This window comes from Acidithiobacillus ferrooxidans ATCC 23270 (genome assembly GCF_000021485.1).
GTDB classification, from domain to species: domain Bacteria; phylum Pseudomonadota; class Gammaproteobacteria; order Acidithiobacillales; family Acidithiobacillaceae; genus Acidithiobacillus; species Acidithiobacillus ferrooxidans.
Window position 1 is genome coordinate 2,352,129 of the sequence record NC_011761.1, and the last position, 16,911, is coordinate 2,369,039.

A 16,911-nucleotide genomic window follows, 5' to 3' on the forward strand; every position below is an offset into this window, starting at 1 on the left:
ATGGGCACGTTGATTGACAAGTTCAGTGTCAGAATTGGTCCCAAAAATGGCAAAACATGAAGTTTTGATTACACGTTCTTTTTAAGCGAGAGAGAGCCAATATACACACTGCCAGGAGCTTTTGCTTGGGATCAGCATAGGCAAAGGCGTGTTCCAGTTCCACCTCCAGGCTACGGCGATTGGGCAATCCGGTCAGCGTGTCAGAAAGCGATTGCCGGACAACTCCTGACGATGACGCCGTTGTATGGCATCGGAGGCAGCAATGGCCCCGATGAGAAATATCGCGATAATCAGGTAAGGGAGTTCTTTCCGCCAGAAGATTCGGTTCAGTGTCGCCGCAGTCCAAACGACATGGACGACGAGTGACAGTCCAGGCACAGGGACTTCGATAGTGCTTACGGAAACTGGCAGAGAGGTGCCGGGCGGCGCCCAATGGCCACCATCCCAGACAGATATCCGCTTGCCTCCCCTGAAACTCAAGACTATTTCCTGGATTGATGGAGTGGTACGGATAGTATTCAGGGACGAAAGCAGAAATGGAGAATAGATAAATCCTTTCGTTTGGCCTTCCATATTTATGATATGCACAAGCATGGGTAGCACCCAGGAATGAATACTGCGGCAGTCAAATGGTGCCCCGATAAGGCGGTCTTTGTCACCATTAATACGAAAGTAATTTTTTGAGATGGGTCGAAAACATAGTTCTTTGCTATTTCCGGAGGCAAAATTACCCTAAGGCTCTATAAGATTTATGGATATGTTATTATGGTGGGTTTGTTGAAACGTTTTTAAATCAGCCTTGATTTTTATGTTATGGATATGAACGTTTTAATCTTTCGGAAAGTTAACAAAATCGATAAAGAAGTCCAGGCCATCAAACTTGGCGTTAAACTTTTCCTGCACGCCGCTCGCTATGACGAGCCCAACCATTAAAGCCTGATTATGCAGCTCGGAGCGAGCGTCGTTTCTGGATTTTATCGTTTCGTATGTGAATATAGCGATAATAATAAGAACGGCTGTCGGGAAGAATGCATGGATCGCCAGATCCTGGCATTTAGGAAAAACGAGTTTCAATGAAGTATGGGCTCAGAATAATGAAGGGCCGTCCGCGCCTAACGATATGGTGGCGGTCCCCCTCAGGCGGAACGAGTCGCAGCCCAAGCGGTTTTTTATCAGTGAAAACCGCTGTCTAAACATAGCCCTGCTCCGGTTGTTTACTGCCGCCCCGCACTCCTGCCGGGGTGTGGTGAATTCCGACTAACTCCCATAGCCAGGGCGCCGCCAAAGTCTTCGGCAACCCTCTGATTTTAAAAATACCCATGCTCTCAGGCTACGCCACGACCGACAGAATCTATTGACAAATTACAGACAGAATCTGCATAGAGTGTTGAAATATGGCTATATATGATTACAATCAGCAGGTTATATTCATGCGTAACGTAGCCCGGGGTCCCCCGTATTAGGGACGTTACGTCAATCTTACTTGCCGTACGGCTTCCATGTCTCATTAAAGTGGAATCCGCCTCATAATTTGCGCTATATTCAGCGATACATCAGGTCTCTCCAAGCACCAGAATACCAACAATAAGTGCTAACACAAGTAAAACAAAGGCTAAGACGAAAATCAACCCCACCAAGAATAAGGCCACCTTACTAAATAGAGGTATGGTACCTAGAACCAAAAAGGCAGCCACTACTGCCAAGGTAATCGCAAGAGCTCTCGCCTGTTTTTTAGACATGATGACCACCCCCAAAATAATAGTCAGATAGCGCTACCATACGGCCAAAGTGTAGCACGCCCCAGAAGATTTGCACGCTTGCTGCCCTGTCCAGAAGGACAGGGTGGGCGCTCGGCGGGCTCCACAACAGAAGTGTGAGTGGGTTGGGTTACGGGTCAGGCATACCAACTCCTTAAGGTCTCGATTAGAAACCGGAAAAATCCTCGAGTTCTCGATCCCCATCGCGTCCGGTTGACACCCACTCACACCACCATTGTACATGCTTAAGGGATAGATCCTAAACCCCACAGTTGGGATTCTACGCCAAAACCAGTGGGGTGTTCGGCAAGGGTCGCGTACACGAAGGTTTGCGTGCCACTCGGAATCCGTGCTTATCCGGTTGTCACAGCCATCCGCTAGTATAGTTGGCGGTAATTTTTCTATGCAGATATCGGCATAGGCTTGTGCGGTGACACGGATAGTAACGACGCCTGAAATGAAACCTGAACTCGCCAAGGTACGCCTGTAGGTGCTGCGGACCGGTGCCATGATCGCATTAAGGCAGAGGCTCAACATACTACTGTCACTAGTTGCCTATGGCTACCGGACAAGTACGCCAGAATCTTCTTGAAAACAGCTAAAGCGTCATCGCATTGCCCATCAGGTGATGACCATCTGGCGCAGCTTCTATCCTATTGTGCTTCGACCCACTATACTGAAACAGGGCTGAGAAACTTGGTCAGCCAAACGCACATTTCGCTACTGGACCGACGTATATCTGGAGGTGCCTCATGAGCCAAAATATTTTCCGCATCCTATGGGTGCTTACCGCCGTGGTGTTGAGCATGGTGATAGCGCCGGTCGGCGCAGCGGTGGACCACCCGCTGCAGCTTGCCATGAACAATTACAGTATGGCCAAAATGGCTAGTGGTAGCGGAACTTCCGTTTCCGGAAAGAAATATATAAAAATATTATCACCAGCTAACGGTTCAAGAATCAACGCTAGGACTCCCGTTGTCATATCGTATGACGTTACCCTGGCCCCTGGCGGAAACCACATTCATTTCTATGTCGACAACCACTTTAAAGGCCTTACGCACGAGTTGAAAGGCAGTTTTTCTCTGGGTACCATGGCTCCTGGGATACATACTATTTGCATTAAGGAAGCCACGGTGGCACATGTCCTTATTGGGGTAAACCGATGCATCACCGTTACAGTGAAGTAAATATGTTTAGCTGCAGCGCAAGGGACCCGTCATTGCCCAGTGTATAATTTTGGGAGATTGCGCAGGGTTACTTGTACAGCAATCTTACTGCGGGGAACTGCCGAAATAGCAGCATTGGTGTTATCTTTATGTAACCAGGATGAAGGTTGGGCCAACCTTATGGAAATCCACCGCGCTGATTTGAATGAGTTGCGCGATAGGTTGGTGCAGGGTCATCGAGGTCAGAGCATGGGCAGTGATATGCACATTGTTAGCCTGCTATGATACGGCAAATTATGGGAAAGACAGATGGCGCTCGGAAAATAAGACAAAGCGCTTTGGCCTGAATGACTTTTACTGCGCAAATATGAAATAATGGAAAGTGGCAAGGTAAGAGTCACGTAACGCCCCAATAATATGGGAATAATAAAATCATCAAGGAGCCGCAAACCATGACCAAGAAAGCCATTCTGAAGAATATGTTGAGTAGGTTAACCATATTGGCAGCATTTACACTGGTGCCGAACGCGGCTTACGCTCATGCCTTTCCAGACAAGTCATCTCCAACTGTTGGTTCAACCTTGGCAACCGCGCCGAAAAAAGTAACCATTTGGTATGATGCTTCCATTGATCGCTTATTCTCAAAACTCACGGTCAAGAATGCCCAAGGTGCGGTGGTCAGTCTGACAAGCCATGTGTCCCGAAACCGAATTGAGCTTTCTGCGCCACTGAAGCCACTTGTGGCTGGTAAATATTTCGTGTACTGGAGCGTCGTGGCCAGTGACGGGCACCATACTCATGGCCACTGGTCATTTGCGGTGAAGTAAGCTACTACATGAAACCACTGTTTGTTTTTGCCACCTTGCTTGATATATTAGCAATAGCAGCATGCGTGGGATTGCTGGTTTGTTACGGATGGGTGATTTTCCGTCCAGATGTTCATCGGTTGTTACCCAACCTTTGGGCATGGTTCGGTGGCGCCGTGGTTTTGCTGTCTGCGAGTAGCTTTTTGATACTGATATCTCGCACTCTTGAGCTAAGTCGGGCACCAATTGCAGATTTGATGCAATTTTTGCCCGTGGTTGTGGAAAAAACCGACTTTGGGAGAATCTGGCAGGTTCGGATTTTGGCGCTGGTCGTGCTGTGGGTCGCATGGTACGTAGGAAGACTGCGCATGGATCGTGGTCTTTCCGTCCCGGTGTCAGCCGTTATGCTGGCCGTAATTGCGTTCACGCGCAGTACGACAGGCCATGCCGGGGACCACGGTCATTTTGCACTTGCAGCCTGGGTGGACTGGTTACATGTCCTCAGTAGTGGGATTTGGGTTGGGGGTATCTTTGTCTGGGCATTCATTATTTTTCCGATGCTGCTCAAATGCCAGCATCTGAACAGAAGCGTTGCAACTGATACCTTTGGCCGTTTTTCGAGCGTCGCGGCTACGGGCTTGACTGTAATCGTTCTTACGGGGATTTACCAAGCGTGGGAAGGGCTTGGGAAGGCTGATGCCCTCTGGCAAAGCGCTTTCGGTCAAATACTTCTCGTCAAGTTAGCGCTCATTGTGTGCTTGGTCTATTTGGGGGCTTACAATCGCTATACGAATCTTCCGACACTGGACATCTGGAGCGGTCGGAAAAGGGCTCCACATCCATTCTCCAGGTTGCCGGGTTTTCGGATGCGCAATTTTCCAAATATGGATGATGCCGGAAATCTCCCCCTGAGGTACTGCGCCCGCACTGTGACTATACAAAGCGCGTTGGGGGCGGCGATCTTTATCGTGTCGGCCATTCTCCACCATGCCATGCCCCCAACTGATATACGGAACCTCGTGTTATCGCAGACAAACCTGCACATAGTCCACGACAGAATCCTGACAATAAATACCATAAATGCACAGTTATTTAAAAATAACGTGACTATTCACCAGGGGTAAGTTATCCCATGGCGGGTTGTGGGGGTTCTCCGTGAACAACAGGATCGGATCGTGCAGAAAGGCGGTTGCCCCATCAAAGGTCCGGAAATAGCCGGAAATGCGCTGGAACGGGATACCATAGATTTACAGCGGGCTTCAATATTGAAACGTAACATCACAACATAACCGGCCGATATTGAGACAATATCGCACCGCGTTATAGCGCCAAGCGCCGCTGGGTAAAAACCGTCATCCAGGAAATCATGACCCTGGCGGCTCACTGACTACACCTTGCCCGCCGGAAGATTCTGTCTTTTCCGGTTCATACCCCGGCCTTCGCTTCTTTCCAACACCTCTATGCGTCCTGGGTGCCGCCCTGAAATCCGGTATGGAGTCCTCACACCCGCTTTTCCAGGCCTCCACAGCCATTGAGGGAAGGAGGACTATCGTTTTCCCGCTGAAAAAACCCCTCAAAATACGCACAACATCATAACCAAAGAGGCTCGTCCTTTCTTTTCCTTTCTCGGAATGACCTATTCCCTTAGCCTTACGGCCCACTCAGGCCATTTGGTGGCCGCCCGGTTACCAAGTCACAGATTCAGTTAATATAAGCATGCCGTTTTGAACGAAAACTGCTAGCTAGGCGGCTTGCACCTCAATGCGTGGCATAGTGACCTGCTGGCATATCTGACGCGCCATCATGTTAACATATTGCTCAATAGTTTCGAGCGAGAGCCTTTCCACTTCGTTGCAGCGTGCCGCTATCCAACAACCCGCCTTGTAGCCGTTGCCGATTTTCAGGCTTAGATCATCGAAGAGGGTGAGGGGCACACGAATACGCAGGTGTTTACCCGAAGTAGTGGTGAAATCCATGGTAATGTCACGATGCGGAGAGGCGTATGCCAACTCATTGTTTGATTTATCCATGTTATGGTTAGCTCCCATGTAATTGGCACTTGGCATATGTTAATTAACAACCGGCCCCTTGCAAATGATATTTTTTTTGACCATATAAATAGTTTCCTAATAACACATAAATTAGCTTATATAATTATAGCGTTAAAATTTAATAATATGTAACAATTACTATACAGAAACTGTAACTTTAATGAAACAATAAAGCGGCTTAGAAATCCCCTGATGATGAGGCGGTGATCGATCTCAAGCTGAGACGACAGATCGTTGGCCTTTTGGCAGAGTATCGGCATCAACATCTCTTCCGCCTCTGCCGGCGCGGCGTATAAGCCCGTCCCGTTACTCTGCCGAATGACATTCCCAGGGCATCGCTCCCAAGCCGGTTCCTGGTAGAATCGGAGCAGTCGAGGAGACTGTCCATTGCCGGATCCACATTCAGAACACGGTGCCGAACTCCGCAAGATCATCCATGTGGACATGGATGCCTTCTTTGCGGCGGTGGAGCAGCGGGACCATCCCGAACTGCGCGGTCAGCCCGTCATCGTCGGCGGTGATCCCGCCGGCCGAGGCGTCGTGGCGACCTGCAGCTATGAGGCCCGCCGTTTTGGCATTCACTCCGCCATGACGGCGGCCCGTGCCCGGTCGCTCTGTCCCCAGGCGGTTTTCGTCCGCCCGCGCATGGACGCCTATCGGGAGGCTTCCCGCCAGGTCATGGGAATCCTGCGGTGCTATACGCCCCTCGTGGAACCCCTGTCGCTGGACGAGGCGTTTCTGGACGTGACCGCAGCCACCGCCGATGGGGTCCTGGCCGTCCGGATCGCCCGGGAGATCCGGGCGCGCATCGAGCGGGAAACGGGATTGACCGCTTCGGCGGGGGTATCCTACAACAAGTTGCTTGCCAAGCTCGCCTCCGAGTGGCGCAAGCCCAACGGGCTTTTTGTGGTTCCACCCGAACACGGGTTGGCCTTCCTGGCGCCCCTCCCCGTCGGCAAGCTCCACGGCGTGGGTCCGGCCACCGTGAAAAAGCTGTCCGCGATGGGGATCCATACGGTCCTGGATCTCCGGAATGCGTCACGGGAGGTCTTGATCGCGCAGTTCGGCAAGGCCGGTCTCTGGTTTTATGAGGTCGCCAGGGGAATCGACAGCCGTCCCGTTCAAACGAGCCGCCAGCGGAAATCCGTGGGCTATGAGCGTACCTTCCCGCAGAATCTGGAAGACCCGAAAGTCATGCTGTCCACCCTGCGGCAGATGGCGGGGCAGGTGTCCGCCCGTCTCCAGGCGCTGGGGCTGGCGGGGCGTACCGTAAGCATCAAGGCACGTTTCCCGGATTTCGAGACGGTCACCCGGGCGCATACCGACGCGCAGGCGATCTGGCGCACAGAAGCCATCATTGCCTGCCTGCCCGGGCTATTGGCCAAGGCCATCCCTGCCAGCTTGCCTATGCACGCATCTGTCCGATTGCTTGGCGTGACCGTGAGCGGCCTGGTCAATGTCGAGGCGGTTCCGCCGGAAGCTGGCCAGATGAACCTGCTGGAGGAGCCCGTCGACCTTCGCTGATTGAACACCAATATTCTGTCGGATCTGATCAGGCATCCACAAGGCATGGTGGCACAGAGAATTGGCGTTGTCGGCGAGGCGGCCGTGTATACCTCCATTGTGGTGGCTTGCGAACTGCGCTTTGGCGCAGCGAAGAAAAATTCTCCCAGACTCACAAAACAGGTGAATGTCGTTATCGCGGCCATGGATGTGCTCCCCTATGACGCACCGGCCGATCAGACTTATGCGGCCATCCGGCAACACCTTGCCGCCTGCGGCAAGCCCATTGGTCCGAATGACTTGTTCATTGCCTCCCATGCACTGGCACTCAACGCCATATTGGTGAGCGCCAATGTGGACAAGTTATCCCGAGTGCCCGGGCTCACAGTGCACAATTGGCTGCATTGATCAAAAATCTCTACGGCACGGCCTGCATCTTGAAAAGCTGCTGTTCGTCGGGCCGGCAATCCATATAAGCTACAGCCCGAGTATTCCCATGAGTTCCAAAGCATTGTGGGTGGCGTAGGCGGCCTGGTCATTGTCGAAGTAGACATAAACGGTGCGCAGACCCCAAGTCCGGATGCGCGCCGCCCAAGCCCTAAGGGCCTCAGTCGTGTAACGGCCGGCATAGGCGGCGAAGCTGGGGCCGTGCAGCCGGATATAGGCGAAATCGGTCGTCAGTTGGATGGGAGATTGAAAACCCGCGATGTCGAAGATGCAAAAGGCGGCGTTATAGGCATTGAGTAACGCGTAGATCTCTGGATGATGCCAGCTTGGGTCGCGTATCTCGAAGGCGTAGCGATGTCCGGAAGGCAGCACCCGTAAAAATCCCTCCAGGCGCTTGGCATTCCGTCTCCAGTGGGGTGGCAGTTGAAAGAGCACGGGTCCCAGTTTCTCCCCCAGGTTTTCCGCGCGCCCCAGGAGCCGAGCCAGTGACGCCTCGGAATCCTTGAGTTTTTTCATGTGGGTGATGAAGCGGCTAGCCTTGAGGGCGAAGAGGAAGCCTGCGGGCGTGCCGTCATGCCAGGCGCGCAGGCACTTCTCGCTGGGCAATCGATAGAAGCTGCTGTTGATCTCCACCGTATGAAAGCGCCCGGCGTAAAAGGCCAGCCGACCTGTGGAAGGCAGGCCAGGCGGATAAAACGCCCCGACCCAATGGGCGTAATGCCAGCCGGAGCAGCCGATGTAGTAAGGCGATGAAACCGGCTTTCCCACGCCGCGGCCTAGCCGTTCATGGTCGCCGCCAGCGGTGGCCGCAACTCCGTATGAGGTCCATGGGCCACGTCACTCACGGGGACGCTTCCGATGCCGACCACGGGCCAGCCGATACCGGCGATGATGTGATCCACAGGGTATGCAGCTTGCGCTCTCCGGCCGATGACACCGATGTCGGCGTCGTGATCAACTAGGAAAATACCGTCAATGGCGATGCTCCATCCTCACACTCGCCTCACGGACGACGAGGTCGGATCTTCAGGCCCTTGAAAGTATAGGACAGATGGATGGCGATCAACGGCCATTGACCGCCAGCATTTATGTTACTACACTAAATCCAGTGACAACAGGCTGGATTTTCGCGATGCGGATTGGGTGCTGGAGTCCCGCTATCGTATCGATGTGCCGGTGGTACGAAATGACGAAATGCGCCTTCAGTCCCTTGCCCAGGTGCTCGCCGCGCTTTCTTTGGCGCATGCCGAGCGCGGCAAGGAATCCCGTCTCATCAGCGTTCGGAAAGCCAGCGCGGGAAAACGGGAGATGTCCCATGAGTGGCTTGAAAACGACTTCACAGACTGATTTGGCACGGCTCCGGGCCACCGGCGACTTCGCTTGGGATGGAACCGACGAAGACGACCGCCCGCTTTCGCGGGAAGAGATGCAGGCTGGCATCGATGCCAATTACAAGAAGCGGGGGCGACCCGTGGGAGCGCTCAAGGAGTCCACGACGATCCGTTTCGATCGCGATGTGTTGGAAATGTTTCGCGCCTCCGGCCCCGGCTGGCAGACCCGCATGAATGCCGCCTTGCGCGACTGGCTCAAAAGCCATTCTCCGACGCGGAACTCATGATCATGTCATCGGCTGGGTATGGCTCGATCGTGCCACGCTCCGCCGTGGCCTGATGACCGAGGTGCGCAAGGGCGGCGGCGTGACGCTTGGCCGGACCAGCGGTGACCGCATAAACGTCAGCGAACTCTGGGGTCATGCCGTCGCCAATATCACGCCGTCGGCCATGCCAGCCGTCACGATTTCTCTGGTGGCCATACACGGCGGCTCCTTTACCTGGCTGGCCTATGCCCTCATCGGCGTGCTGATGACCCTGGTGGCCTTGCAGGTGGGCATTCTGGCCAGACATTTTCCCTCCCCCGGCTCGCTGTTCTTTTACCTGAGCAAGGCCCTGCATCCGATTGCCGGCATGGTCGCGGGTTTCACCATGATGGCCGGGTATTTAGGCGCCTTGGCGGCGGCCCCGCTGCTGGGCGGGCTTTTTGTGGAGCAGGCACTGCGGTTCTTCTGGCCGGTTTCCGGGGTGGGCTGGATTGCGGGGATTGGGGTGCTCTATCTGCTCGTGGCGTGGCGACTGGCCCTGCGCGGCATCGAAATTTCCGCGCGCTGGGGGCTCTGGGTAGAAATCTTTTCTATCCTCTGCATCGTCTTCATTGCGGCGGCGACGCTCTGGCATTTTGGCTGGCGCGATCCAGCCCAGTGGAATTTCCATCGCTTGCACACGGCACCGCTGGCGCAGGCGTTGATTCTCTCGTTGCTGGCTTACGGCGGCTTTGAGACGGCGGGTAATCTAGCGGGTGAAACCAGCGCGTCACGCACCGCCATCCCGCGCGTCATGGTGCTTTCCGTGCTGATGGTCGGCGGATTTTTCGTTGCCATGGCATATATCGAGGTGCTGGCTTTTGCCCAGATCCCTACCCCTCTGGGCGACAGTGCGGCCCCCCTCAATGCCATCGCCAAGGCCATCGGGCATCCCTGGCTCGGCATTTTCTCCGATCTCGCCATGGCGACGGCGGCATTTTCCGCCACTATCGCCACCCTCAACAGCATCTCGCGGATTCTTTATAGTATGGCCGGACACGGGGTCATCCCGCGTTTCTTCCATCACCGGGACGTACGCCATGGCACCCCGGCGCGAGCGTTGCGGGTACTCGCCGCCATCGTGCTCATCGGTATGGCGGTGGTTACCCTGTGGAAAATCCCCATATTATCGGTGGTCGGCACCTTTGGCACCTTTACCGGGCTGGCCTTTCTGCTGATATATGGACTGGCCAACGTCGCCACACCCTGGTTCCTGTTCCGCCAGCGCCATGCCTGGCGCTGGATCAGCCTGATCATCGCCTGCATCAGCCTGCCGCTCCTGATCAAAGTGACGGCGGTCAGCCTCTGGCCCTTGCCCGTCGGCGGTGAAGGCGCGGCCTCCCTGCTTTTTATCGCGCTGGTGATGGTTATTTTTTTCTGGGGACTCTACTGGGCGGCGTTTCGGCCGGAGCATTTGCGGCATATCCTTGTTGCCGTGGACGAACCATAAGCCTGCCTCCCCACTGGGTAGATGATCTGCGCGCCCACAAAAGGATGGATGCCTGCTCCTCCGAGCAGGCCAATATCGCCTACACCAAAAAGCCTTTACCCTGACCCACTGTCAAGCCTTCGGCAGGGTTACGCCACTCTGGCCCTGATACTTGCCGCCGCGGTCGGCATAAGACACTTCGCAGACCTCGTCCGACTCCAAAAAGAGCACCTGCGCCACGCCTTCATTTGCATAGATTTTCGCGGGTAAGGGCGTCGTGTTGGAGAATTCCAGGGTCACATAGCCTTCCCACTCCGGCTCAAAAGGCGTGACATTGACGATGATACCGCAACGGGCATAGGTGGATTTACCCAGACAAATGGTCAGCACATTACGCGGGATACGAAAGTATTCCAAGGTGCGCGCCAGGGCGAAAGAATTCGGTGGGATAATGCAGGTATCCCCAGTAAAATCGACAAAAGAATGTTCACTGAAATTCTTCGGGTCGACAATCACGCTACGGACATTGGTGAAGACTTTGAACTCTCCGGCGCAACGGATATCGTAACCATAGGAAGACAGGCCGTAGGAGATAATGGAATTTCCCTCGACGTGCCGCACCTGCCGCGGTGAAAAGGGTTCGATCATCCCGTGTTCTTCCGCCATGTGACGGATCCAGCGATCGGATTTGATGCTCATGGCGGAAACTTCCTGTAAGCAGCTGGGAATCAGCGGTTCTGGACGACGATGTTGGGGAACTTATGGCTGTGATCGACCGCCTGGATCGCCACCCGTCCGGCCACATGGCGCGCCAATTCCAGATAGATTTTGGCGAGACGGGAATCCGGCTCCGCCACCACCGTCGGCGCGCCATTATCGGCTTCGTTGCGAATGCTGCGGTCGAGCGGTATCGCCCCCAGAAATTCCACCCCGTCCTGCTCTGCCATGGCCGCACCACCGCCATGTCCGAAAATATCGTCCTCGTTACCGCACTTCGGGCAGATATAAAAACTCATGTTCTCGATGATACCGAGAATGGGTACGCCCACTTTCTCGAACATCTTCAGCCCCTTACGGGCGTCCAGCAAGGCAATGTCCTGTGGCGTCGTGACGATCACCGCACCGGAAACCGGCACCTTCTGCGCCAGGGTGAGCTGGGTATCGCCGGTACCCGGCGGCAGATCCACCACCAGATAATCCAGCTCGCCCCAGCGGGTATCGGAGAGCAACTGCTCCAGCGCCTGCATGACCATGGGGCCGCGCCAGACCATGGGCGTTTCGTCGTCGATGAGAAACCCGATGGACATCGCCTTGATGCCGTGCCCTTCCATGGGCTCCATCTTCTTGCCATCTTTACTGGTCGGTTTGCCGGAAATGCCCAGCATGCGCGGCTGACTGGGGCCATAGATGTCGGCGTCCAGCATGCCCACCTTGGCGCCCTCCTTGGCCAGCGCCAGCGCCAGGTTGACGGCGGTGGTGGACTTACCGACCCCACCCTTGCCCGAGGCAACGGCAATGATGTTTTTGATGCCTTCCATCAGCTTGACACCGCGTTGCACCTGATGCGAAAGAATGCGGTGCCCGACGGTGACCTGCGCGCTGATGCCGTGATCATTCTGGATTTGGCGGGCCACCTCCTCGCTCAAACTGATGGCCACTCCCAGACTGGGGTAAGGCAATTCCAGTTTGACGGCAGAGTCATCGACCCCCTTGAGGACCCCTGCTGCTGCCAGATCTTTGCCCAGATAAGGGTCCTGCATCGCGCGCAGTGACTGCTCGACCTGTTCCCGCGTCAACCCTGTCATGGCCTTCTCCGCTCTCAGCGCGATACTTCAGAATGGATGATCACCTCGTGACGCTCGATACCACCGCCCTCACCAAAAGCTTCTTTGGGCAGCGGGTTGGTGTGGGCGGTCTTGAAGTCGGCACTTTTCATCCATGCCTCGAAGGCCGCCTGATCGACCCAGTGGGTCAGCACCACATACAGACCGTCATCGCTCACCGGACGCAGGATCTCCATACGCACGAAGCCCGGCTGTTTGTCCACCTCGCCCGCCCGGCGCCGAAAGCGCTCCTCAAACTCTGCACGATACTCCGCCTTGACAGGAACCCGGTTCGCTACGACGTATTGCATGATGATGCTCCTCGTATATCAGATGATGTTCATTGTAGGGCAGTCAAACCTTTCAAGCCAAGAACATCCTGCATATCATACAGGCCGGGTGCCCTGCCCCGCAGCCAACTGGCGGCACGCAAGGCTCCCTCCGCAAAATTGAGACGACTGGACGCACGATGGGTCAGCTCCAGCCGCTCCCCGGTTCCCGCCATCCATACCGTATGTTCACCGACCACGTCCGCACCGCGCAGCGTCGCAAAGCCGATACTGCCCGCCATCCGAGGGCCGGGAATGCCATTGCGATCCAGACACTGGACCTCATCCAGCCGCTGGCCACGTCCCTTCGCCACCGCCCGCCCCAGAGCCAGGGCAGTACCGGAAGGCGCGTCCATCTTGTGACGATGATGGGCCTCGACGATCTCCACATCGTAGCCATCGCCGAGGGCTGCGGTGATGGCGGGCAGAAAGGCCAGCAATACATTGACGCCAACACTCATATTCGGGGCCAGCACCAGCGGAATATGTCGGCTGGCGTTTTCCAGTTCCGCACGCTGGTTCATGGAAAACCCCGTCGTGCCCACCACGACCGGTTTCGCTACCGCCACACAGGCCGCGACATGCGCCAAAGCGGCCTCTACCGGACCAAATTCAATCAGCACGTCCAGATCCGCCAGCGCACCCCCGAGATCGGCGGTAACCGGCAGACCCAAGGCCTGAACACCAGCCAGACGGCCGGCGTCCTCCCCCAGATAAGCAGCCCCGCTGCGTCCTATGGCTGCCACCAATTGCAGTTCAGGATGAGCGACAATGGCCTGCACCAAGGCCCGCCCCATTCGGCCCGCCACCGCAGTGACGCCGACGCGCCATACCCCCGCCATCAGAGGCCCATCCGGTCGAAAAAGTCTTTGGCCTTGTTCCACCAGCTTTCCTGCTGGGGATGCTGGATATTATCGCCGCCTTCCCGGGCGAACTCCTCCAGCAACTCCTTTTGCCGGGCAGAGAGATGTACCGGCACCTCCACCTGGAGCTGGCAATGCAGATCGCCATTGAGCTTGCTGCGCACCCCCTTGATGCCCTTGCCGCGCAGACGGAATACTGCGCCCGACTGGGTACCCGGAGCAATCTGCACCTTGGCACGCCCGGTCAGGGTCGGCACTTCCAGTTCACCGCCCATGGCCATGGTCGTAAACTGTACCGGCACCGCACAGTGCAGATCGTCGCCGTCCCGCTCAAAGAGCGCATGGGGCAACACCCGCACCTGAATATACAGGTCTCCCGCCGGACCACCCCGCTCGCCCGCTTCGCCCTCACCATTCAGACGGATACGATCCCCCGTATCCACTCCAGCGGGGACTTTGACCTGCAGATCGCGGTTCCTGCGAACCCGACCATGACCATGGCAGTTCGTGCAGGGCTCCTTGATGACCTTGCCGCTACCGTTGCACTGCGGGCAGGGACGGGTAACGGAAAAGAAGCCCTGTACCATCCGGACCTGACCACGGCCGCCACAGGTGGCGCAATCCTCCACCGCGCTGCCCGGTTTGGCGCCACTGCCGCGACACACCTCGCAAGTCGCCGAACTGGGAATCTGAATGGTGACTTCTTTACCCAGAGCCGCCTCTTCCAGCGTAAGCTCCAGTTCGTAACGCAGATCGGCGCCACGCCCCGAATCCTGGCCGCGAAAACCGCCGCCGAAAGCCTGTTCGAAGAGATCGCTGAAAACGTCGCCGAACCCCCCACCGCCTCCACCAAAGCCGGCACCCGGCCCACCGCCGCCGCCATTCACTCCGGCATGGCCAAATCGATCATAGGCCTGCCGTTTCTGCGGGTCGGAGAGCACCTCGTAGGCTGCGCTGATTTCTTTGAAGCGCTCTTCTGCGCTCGCATCATCCGGATTGCGATCCGGGTGATAACGCATCGCCAGACGCCGGTAAGACTTCTTGATCTCGCCGTCGTCTGCCGTGCGGGAAATTTCCAGTACTTCGTAGTAATCCCGTGTGGCCATCTTCTTTCCTGAAACGGGCAAGGGGACAGGATAACAAATCCCGCCCCCTTGCGACCGATGGTAATTTTACTTCTTGTCGACTTCTTCGAACTCGGCATCCACCACGTCGTCCGGCTTGGCATTGCCCTGGGCACCCGCACCGGATTCTGCCTGGGCCTGACCGGCAGCGGCACTCTGCAACAATGCCGACATGGCGGCCATCAGAGTGGCGACAGCCCCCTTGATCGCTTCCACGTCCTCACCCTTGGCGGCGTTTTCCACCGCGGAGATCGCTTCCGTCACCTTGGTCTTGTCGTGCTCAGGTGCCGCGGCATGTTCCTCCACCGCCTTGCGCGCGCCGTGCACGCTGGCGTCCGCCTCGTTACGTGCCTCGATCAGCGCACGCGCCTTCTTGTCATCCGCAGCGTGGGCCTCGGCCTCCTGAATCATCCGCTTGATTTCTTCCTCGGACAGACCAGAGCTTGCGGTGATCTTGATGGACTGCTCCTTGCCGGTCTGATTGTCCTTGGCCGAGACATGGAGGATACCGTTGGCGTCGATGTCGAAGGTCACTTCGATCTGCGGCATGCCCCGTGGGGCGTTGGCAATATCGGTCAGATCAAAACGCGCCAGGGACTTGTTATCCCGCGCCAGTTCGCGCTCACCCTGCAACACATGCACCGTCACCGCCGACTGGTTATCTTCCGCCGTCGAGAAAATCTGCGACTTGCGGGTCGGGATGGTGGTGTTCTTCTCGATCAGCTTGGTCATCACGCCACCCAGGGTCTCGATGCCAAGGGACAACGGCGTCACATCCATCAACAGCACGTCTTTCTTTTCACCGGACAACACCGCGCCCTGGATGGCCGCACCGATGGCCACTGCCTCGTCAGGGTTCACATCCTTACGCGGATCCTGACCGAAGAAGTCTTTGACCTTCTCCTGCACCTTGGGCATCCGGCTCTGGCCGCCCACCAGAATCACGTCGGTGATCCGGCTCGTCGCCAGATTGGCGTCCTTCATGGCCACTCGGCAGGGCGCCATGCTGCGGTCGATCAAATCTTCCACCAGCGACTCCAGTTTGGCGCGGGTCAGCTTCATGTTCAGATGCTTCGGCCCGCTCTGATCCGCCGTGATAAAGGGCAGATTGACGTCGGTCTGCTGCGCCGAAGACAACTCGATCTTCGCCTTCTCCGCAGCTTCCTTCAGGCGCTGCATGGCCAGACGGTCGCCGCGCAGATCGATACCCGATTCCGCTTTGAAGGAATCTGCCAGGTAGTTGATGACGCGGGAGTCAAAATCACCGCCACCGAGGAAGGTGTCACCATTGGTGGAGAGCACTTCAAACTGGTGTTCACCCTCCATTTCAGCGATCTCGATGATGGAGATGTCGAAGGTGCCGCCACCCAGGTCATACACCGCAATTTTGCTGTCGCCGGGCTTCTTGTCTTCGCCAAAGGCCAGCGCCGCCGCAGTGGGTTCATTGATGATGCGCTTGACCTCCAGACCAGCGATACGGCCCGCATCCTTGGTCGCCTGACGCTGTGCATCGTTGAAGTAGGCGGGTACGGTGATGACCGCTTCGGTGACTTTTTCACCAAGATAATCTTCGGCCGTCTTCTTCATCTTCTGCAGGATGAAGGCAGAAATCTGCTGCGCGGAATACTTCTTATCGCGCACTTCCACCCAGGCGTCGCCGTTGTCGGCCTTGATGACCTTGTAAGGCACATGCTTGAGATCCTTCTGGACCTCGGCATCGTCGAACTTGCGGCCGATCAGGCGTTTGACCTCATAAACGGTATTTTCCGGATTGGTGACGGCCTGGCGCTTGGCCGCTTCACCCACCAACACTTCGCCCTCTTCGGTGATGGCGACGATAGACGGCGTGGTGCGCTTGCCTTCGCTGTTCTCGATCACCTTGACCTTGTCGCCTTCCATCACGGCAACGCAGGAGTTGGTGGTTCCCAAATCAATTCCGATCACTTTAGCCATTCTATCATCTCCTCGATATGCAAA

20 protein-coding genes are annotated in these 16,911 nt (G+C 56.2%); 8 read left to right on the top strand and 12 right to left on the bottom strand.

Going from position 1 to position 16,911, the window contains the following annotated elements:
* Nucleotides 1–28: 28 nt before the first annotated feature.
* From AFE_RS17120 to AFE_RS12150, 3 genes are all read right to left on the bottom strand, one after another.
* Nucleotides 29–163, bottom strand: coding sequence for a hypothetical protein (locus tag AFE_RS17120; RefSeq protein ID WP_230959335.1), 135 nt, complete (start codon nucleotides 161–163; stop codon nucleotides 29–31).
* Nucleotides 164–192: 29 nt separating this feature from the next.
* Nucleotides 193–480 carry a hypothetical protein gene (locus AFE_RS16400; RefSeq protein ID WP_158303830.1) on the bottom strand — a complete coding sequence of 96 codons (288 nt, stop codon included), beginning with the start codon at nucleotides 478–480 and terminating at the stop codon, nucleotides 193–195.
* Between the two features lie 1,073 nt (nucleotides 481–1,553).
* A complete protein-coding gene (locus AFE_RS12150) occupies nucleotides 1,554–1,739 on the bottom strand; it encodes a hypothetical protein (RefSeq protein ID WP_012537313.1) in 186 nt (61 codons plus the stop codon).
* A 770-nt stretch (nucleotides 1,740–2,509) separates the two neighbouring features.
* Between AFE_RS12150 and AFE_RS12155 the strand changes: the two genes are divergently transcribed.
* The 3 genes from AFE_RS12155 (at nucleotide 2,510) to AFE_RS12165 (ending at nucleotide 4,853) form a co-directional block, all read left to right on the top strand.
* Entirely contained in the window at nucleotides 2,510–2,944 is a 435-nt protein-coding gene (locus AFE_RS12155; RefSeq protein WP_009564021.1) for a hypothetical protein, read from the top strand.
* A gap of 431 nt (nucleotides 2,945–3,375) precedes the next feature.
* A complete protein-coding gene (locus AFE_RS12160) occupies nucleotides 3,376–3,750 on the top strand; it encodes a copper resistance CopC family protein (RefSeq protein ID WP_012537315.1) in 375 nt (124 codons plus the stop codon).
* A gap of 8 nt (nucleotides 3,751–3,758) precedes the next feature.
* On the top strand, nucleotides 3,759–4,853 hold the full coding sequence (locus AFE_RS12165) for a copper resistance D family protein (protein WP_009562049.1): 1,095 nt from the start codon (nucleotides 3,759–3,761) through the stop codon (nucleotides 4,851–4,853).
* Between the two features lie 618 nt (nucleotides 4,854–5,471).
* Here AFE_RS12165 and AFE_RS12170 read toward each other — a convergent pair.
* A complete protein-coding gene (locus AFE_RS12170) occupies nucleotides 5,472–5,759 on the bottom strand; it encodes a hypothetical protein (RefSeq protein ID WP_012537316.1) in 288 nt (95 codons plus the stop codon).
* 408 nt (nucleotides 5,760–6,167) lie between these two features.
* Here AFE_RS12170 and dinB point away from each other — a divergent pair, with 408 nt between their 5' ends.
* Together dinB and AFE_RS12180 are read left to right on the top strand one after the other, a co-directional pair.
* Nucleotides 6,168–7,304: a DNA polymerase IV gene (gene dinB, locus AFE_RS12175; RefSeq protein WP_012537317.1), complete on the top strand. Its 1,137-nt coding sequence runs from the start codon at nucleotides 6,168–6,170 to the stop codon at nucleotides 7,302–7,304.
* On the top strand, nucleotides 7,305–7,691 hold the full coding sequence (locus tag AFE_RS12180) for a type II toxin-antitoxin system VapC family toxin (protein ID WP_009563282.1): 387 nt from the start codon (nucleotides 7,305–7,307) through the stop codon (nucleotides 7,689–7,691).
* Between the two features lie 69 nt (nucleotides 7,692–7,760).
* Here the strand turns inward: AFE_RS12180 and AFE_RS12185 are convergent, their stop codons facing one another.
* Both AFE_RS12185 and AFE_RS16965 read right to left on the bottom strand, forming a co-directional pair.
* Nucleotides 7,761–8,498 carry a DUF72 domain-containing protein gene (locus AFE_RS12185; RefSeq protein ID WP_009563284.1) on the bottom strand — a complete coding sequence of 246 codons (738 nt, stop codon included), beginning with the start codon at nucleotides 8,496–8,498 and terminating at the stop codon, nucleotides 7,761–7,763.
* A gap of 8 nt (nucleotides 8,499–8,506) precedes the next feature.
* On the bottom strand, nucleotides 8,507–8,632 hold the full coding sequence (locus AFE_RS16965; protein WP_009563286.1) for a hypothetical protein: 126 nt from the start codon (nucleotides 8,630–8,632) through the stop codon (nucleotides 8,507–8,509).
* A 241-nt stretch (nucleotides 8,633–8,873) separates the two neighbouring features.
* On the opposite strand from AFE_RS16965, the gene AFE_RS12190 reads away from it, so the two are divergent.
* Genes AFE_RS12190 through AFE_RS12200 form a run of 3 tightly spaced genes read left to right on the top strand, consistent with a single transcriptional unit; the run spans nucleotide 8,874 to nucleotide 10,816 of the window.
* Nucleotides 8,874–9,077 (top strand): BrnT family toxin, encoded by a 204-nt coding sequence (locus AFE_RS12190; RefSeq protein WP_012537319.1) that lies wholly within the window; start codon nucleotides 8,874–8,876, stop codon nucleotides 9,075–9,077.
* Complete coding sequence (locus AFE_RS12195) at nucleotides 9,046–9,348, top strand: BrnA antitoxin family protein (RefSeq protein WP_012537320.1); 303 nt, start codon at nucleotides 9,046–9,048, stop codon at nucleotides 9,346–9,348. The genes AFE_RS12190 and AFE_RS12195 overlap by 32 nt, the downstream gene beginning before the upstream one ends.
* A gap of 52 nt (nucleotides 9,349–9,400) precedes the next feature.
* Entirely contained in the window at nucleotides 9,401–10,816 is a 1,416-nt protein-coding gene (locus tag AFE_RS12200; RefSeq protein WP_012537321.1) for an APC family permease, read from the top strand.
* Nucleotides 10,817–10,927: 111 nt separating this feature from the next.
* On the opposite strand, the gene dcd is transcribed toward AFE_RS12200, so the two are convergent.
* The 6 genes from dcd to dnaK all read right to left on the bottom strand — a co-directional run bounded on the left by dcd (nucleotide 10,928) and on the right by dnaK (nucleotide 16,887).
* Nucleotides 10,928–11,494, bottom strand: a complete 567-nt coding sequence (gene dcd, locus AFE_RS12205; protein WP_012537322.1) for a dCTP deaminase — start codon at nucleotides 11,492–11,494, stop codon at nucleotides 10,928–10,930.
* Between the two features lie 29 nt (nucleotides 11,495–11,523).
* A complete protein-coding gene (gene apbC, locus AFE_RS12210; RefSeq protein ID WP_009567626.1) occupies nucleotides 11,524–12,600 on the bottom strand; it encodes an iron-sulfur cluster carrier protein ApbC in 1,077 nt (358 codons plus the stop codon).
* A 14-nt stretch (nucleotides 12,601–12,614) separates the two neighbouring features.
* Nucleotides 12,615–12,929: an antibiotic biosynthesis monooxygenase family protein gene (locus AFE_RS12215; RefSeq protein ID WP_009567627.1), complete on the bottom strand. Its 315-nt coding sequence runs from the start codon at nucleotides 12,927–12,929 to the stop codon at nucleotides 12,615–12,617.
* A 29-nt stretch (nucleotides 12,930–12,958) separates the two neighbouring features.
* On the bottom strand, nucleotides 12,959–13,789 hold the full coding sequence (gene dapB / locus AFE_RS12220) for a 4-hydroxy-tetrahydrodipicolinate reductase (protein ID WP_009567628.1): 831 nt from the start codon (nucleotides 13,787–13,789) through the stop codon (nucleotides 12,959–12,961).
* On the bottom strand, nucleotides 13,789–14,916 hold the full coding sequence (dnaJ, locus tag AFE_RS12225) for a molecular chaperone DnaJ (RefSeq protein WP_012537323.1): 1,128 nt from the start codon (nucleotides 14,914–14,916) through the stop codon (nucleotides 13,789–13,791). Before dnaJ ends, dapB begins: the two co-directional genes overlap by 1 nt.
* A 66-nt stretch (nucleotides 14,917–14,982) precedes the next feature.
* Nucleotides 14,983–16,887, bottom strand: coding sequence for a molecular chaperone DnaK (dnaK, locus tag AFE_RS12230; protein WP_009563301.1), 1,905 nt, complete (start codon nucleotides 16,885–16,887; stop codon nucleotides 14,983–14,985).
* Nucleotides 16,888–16,911 lie beyond the last annotated feature (24 nt).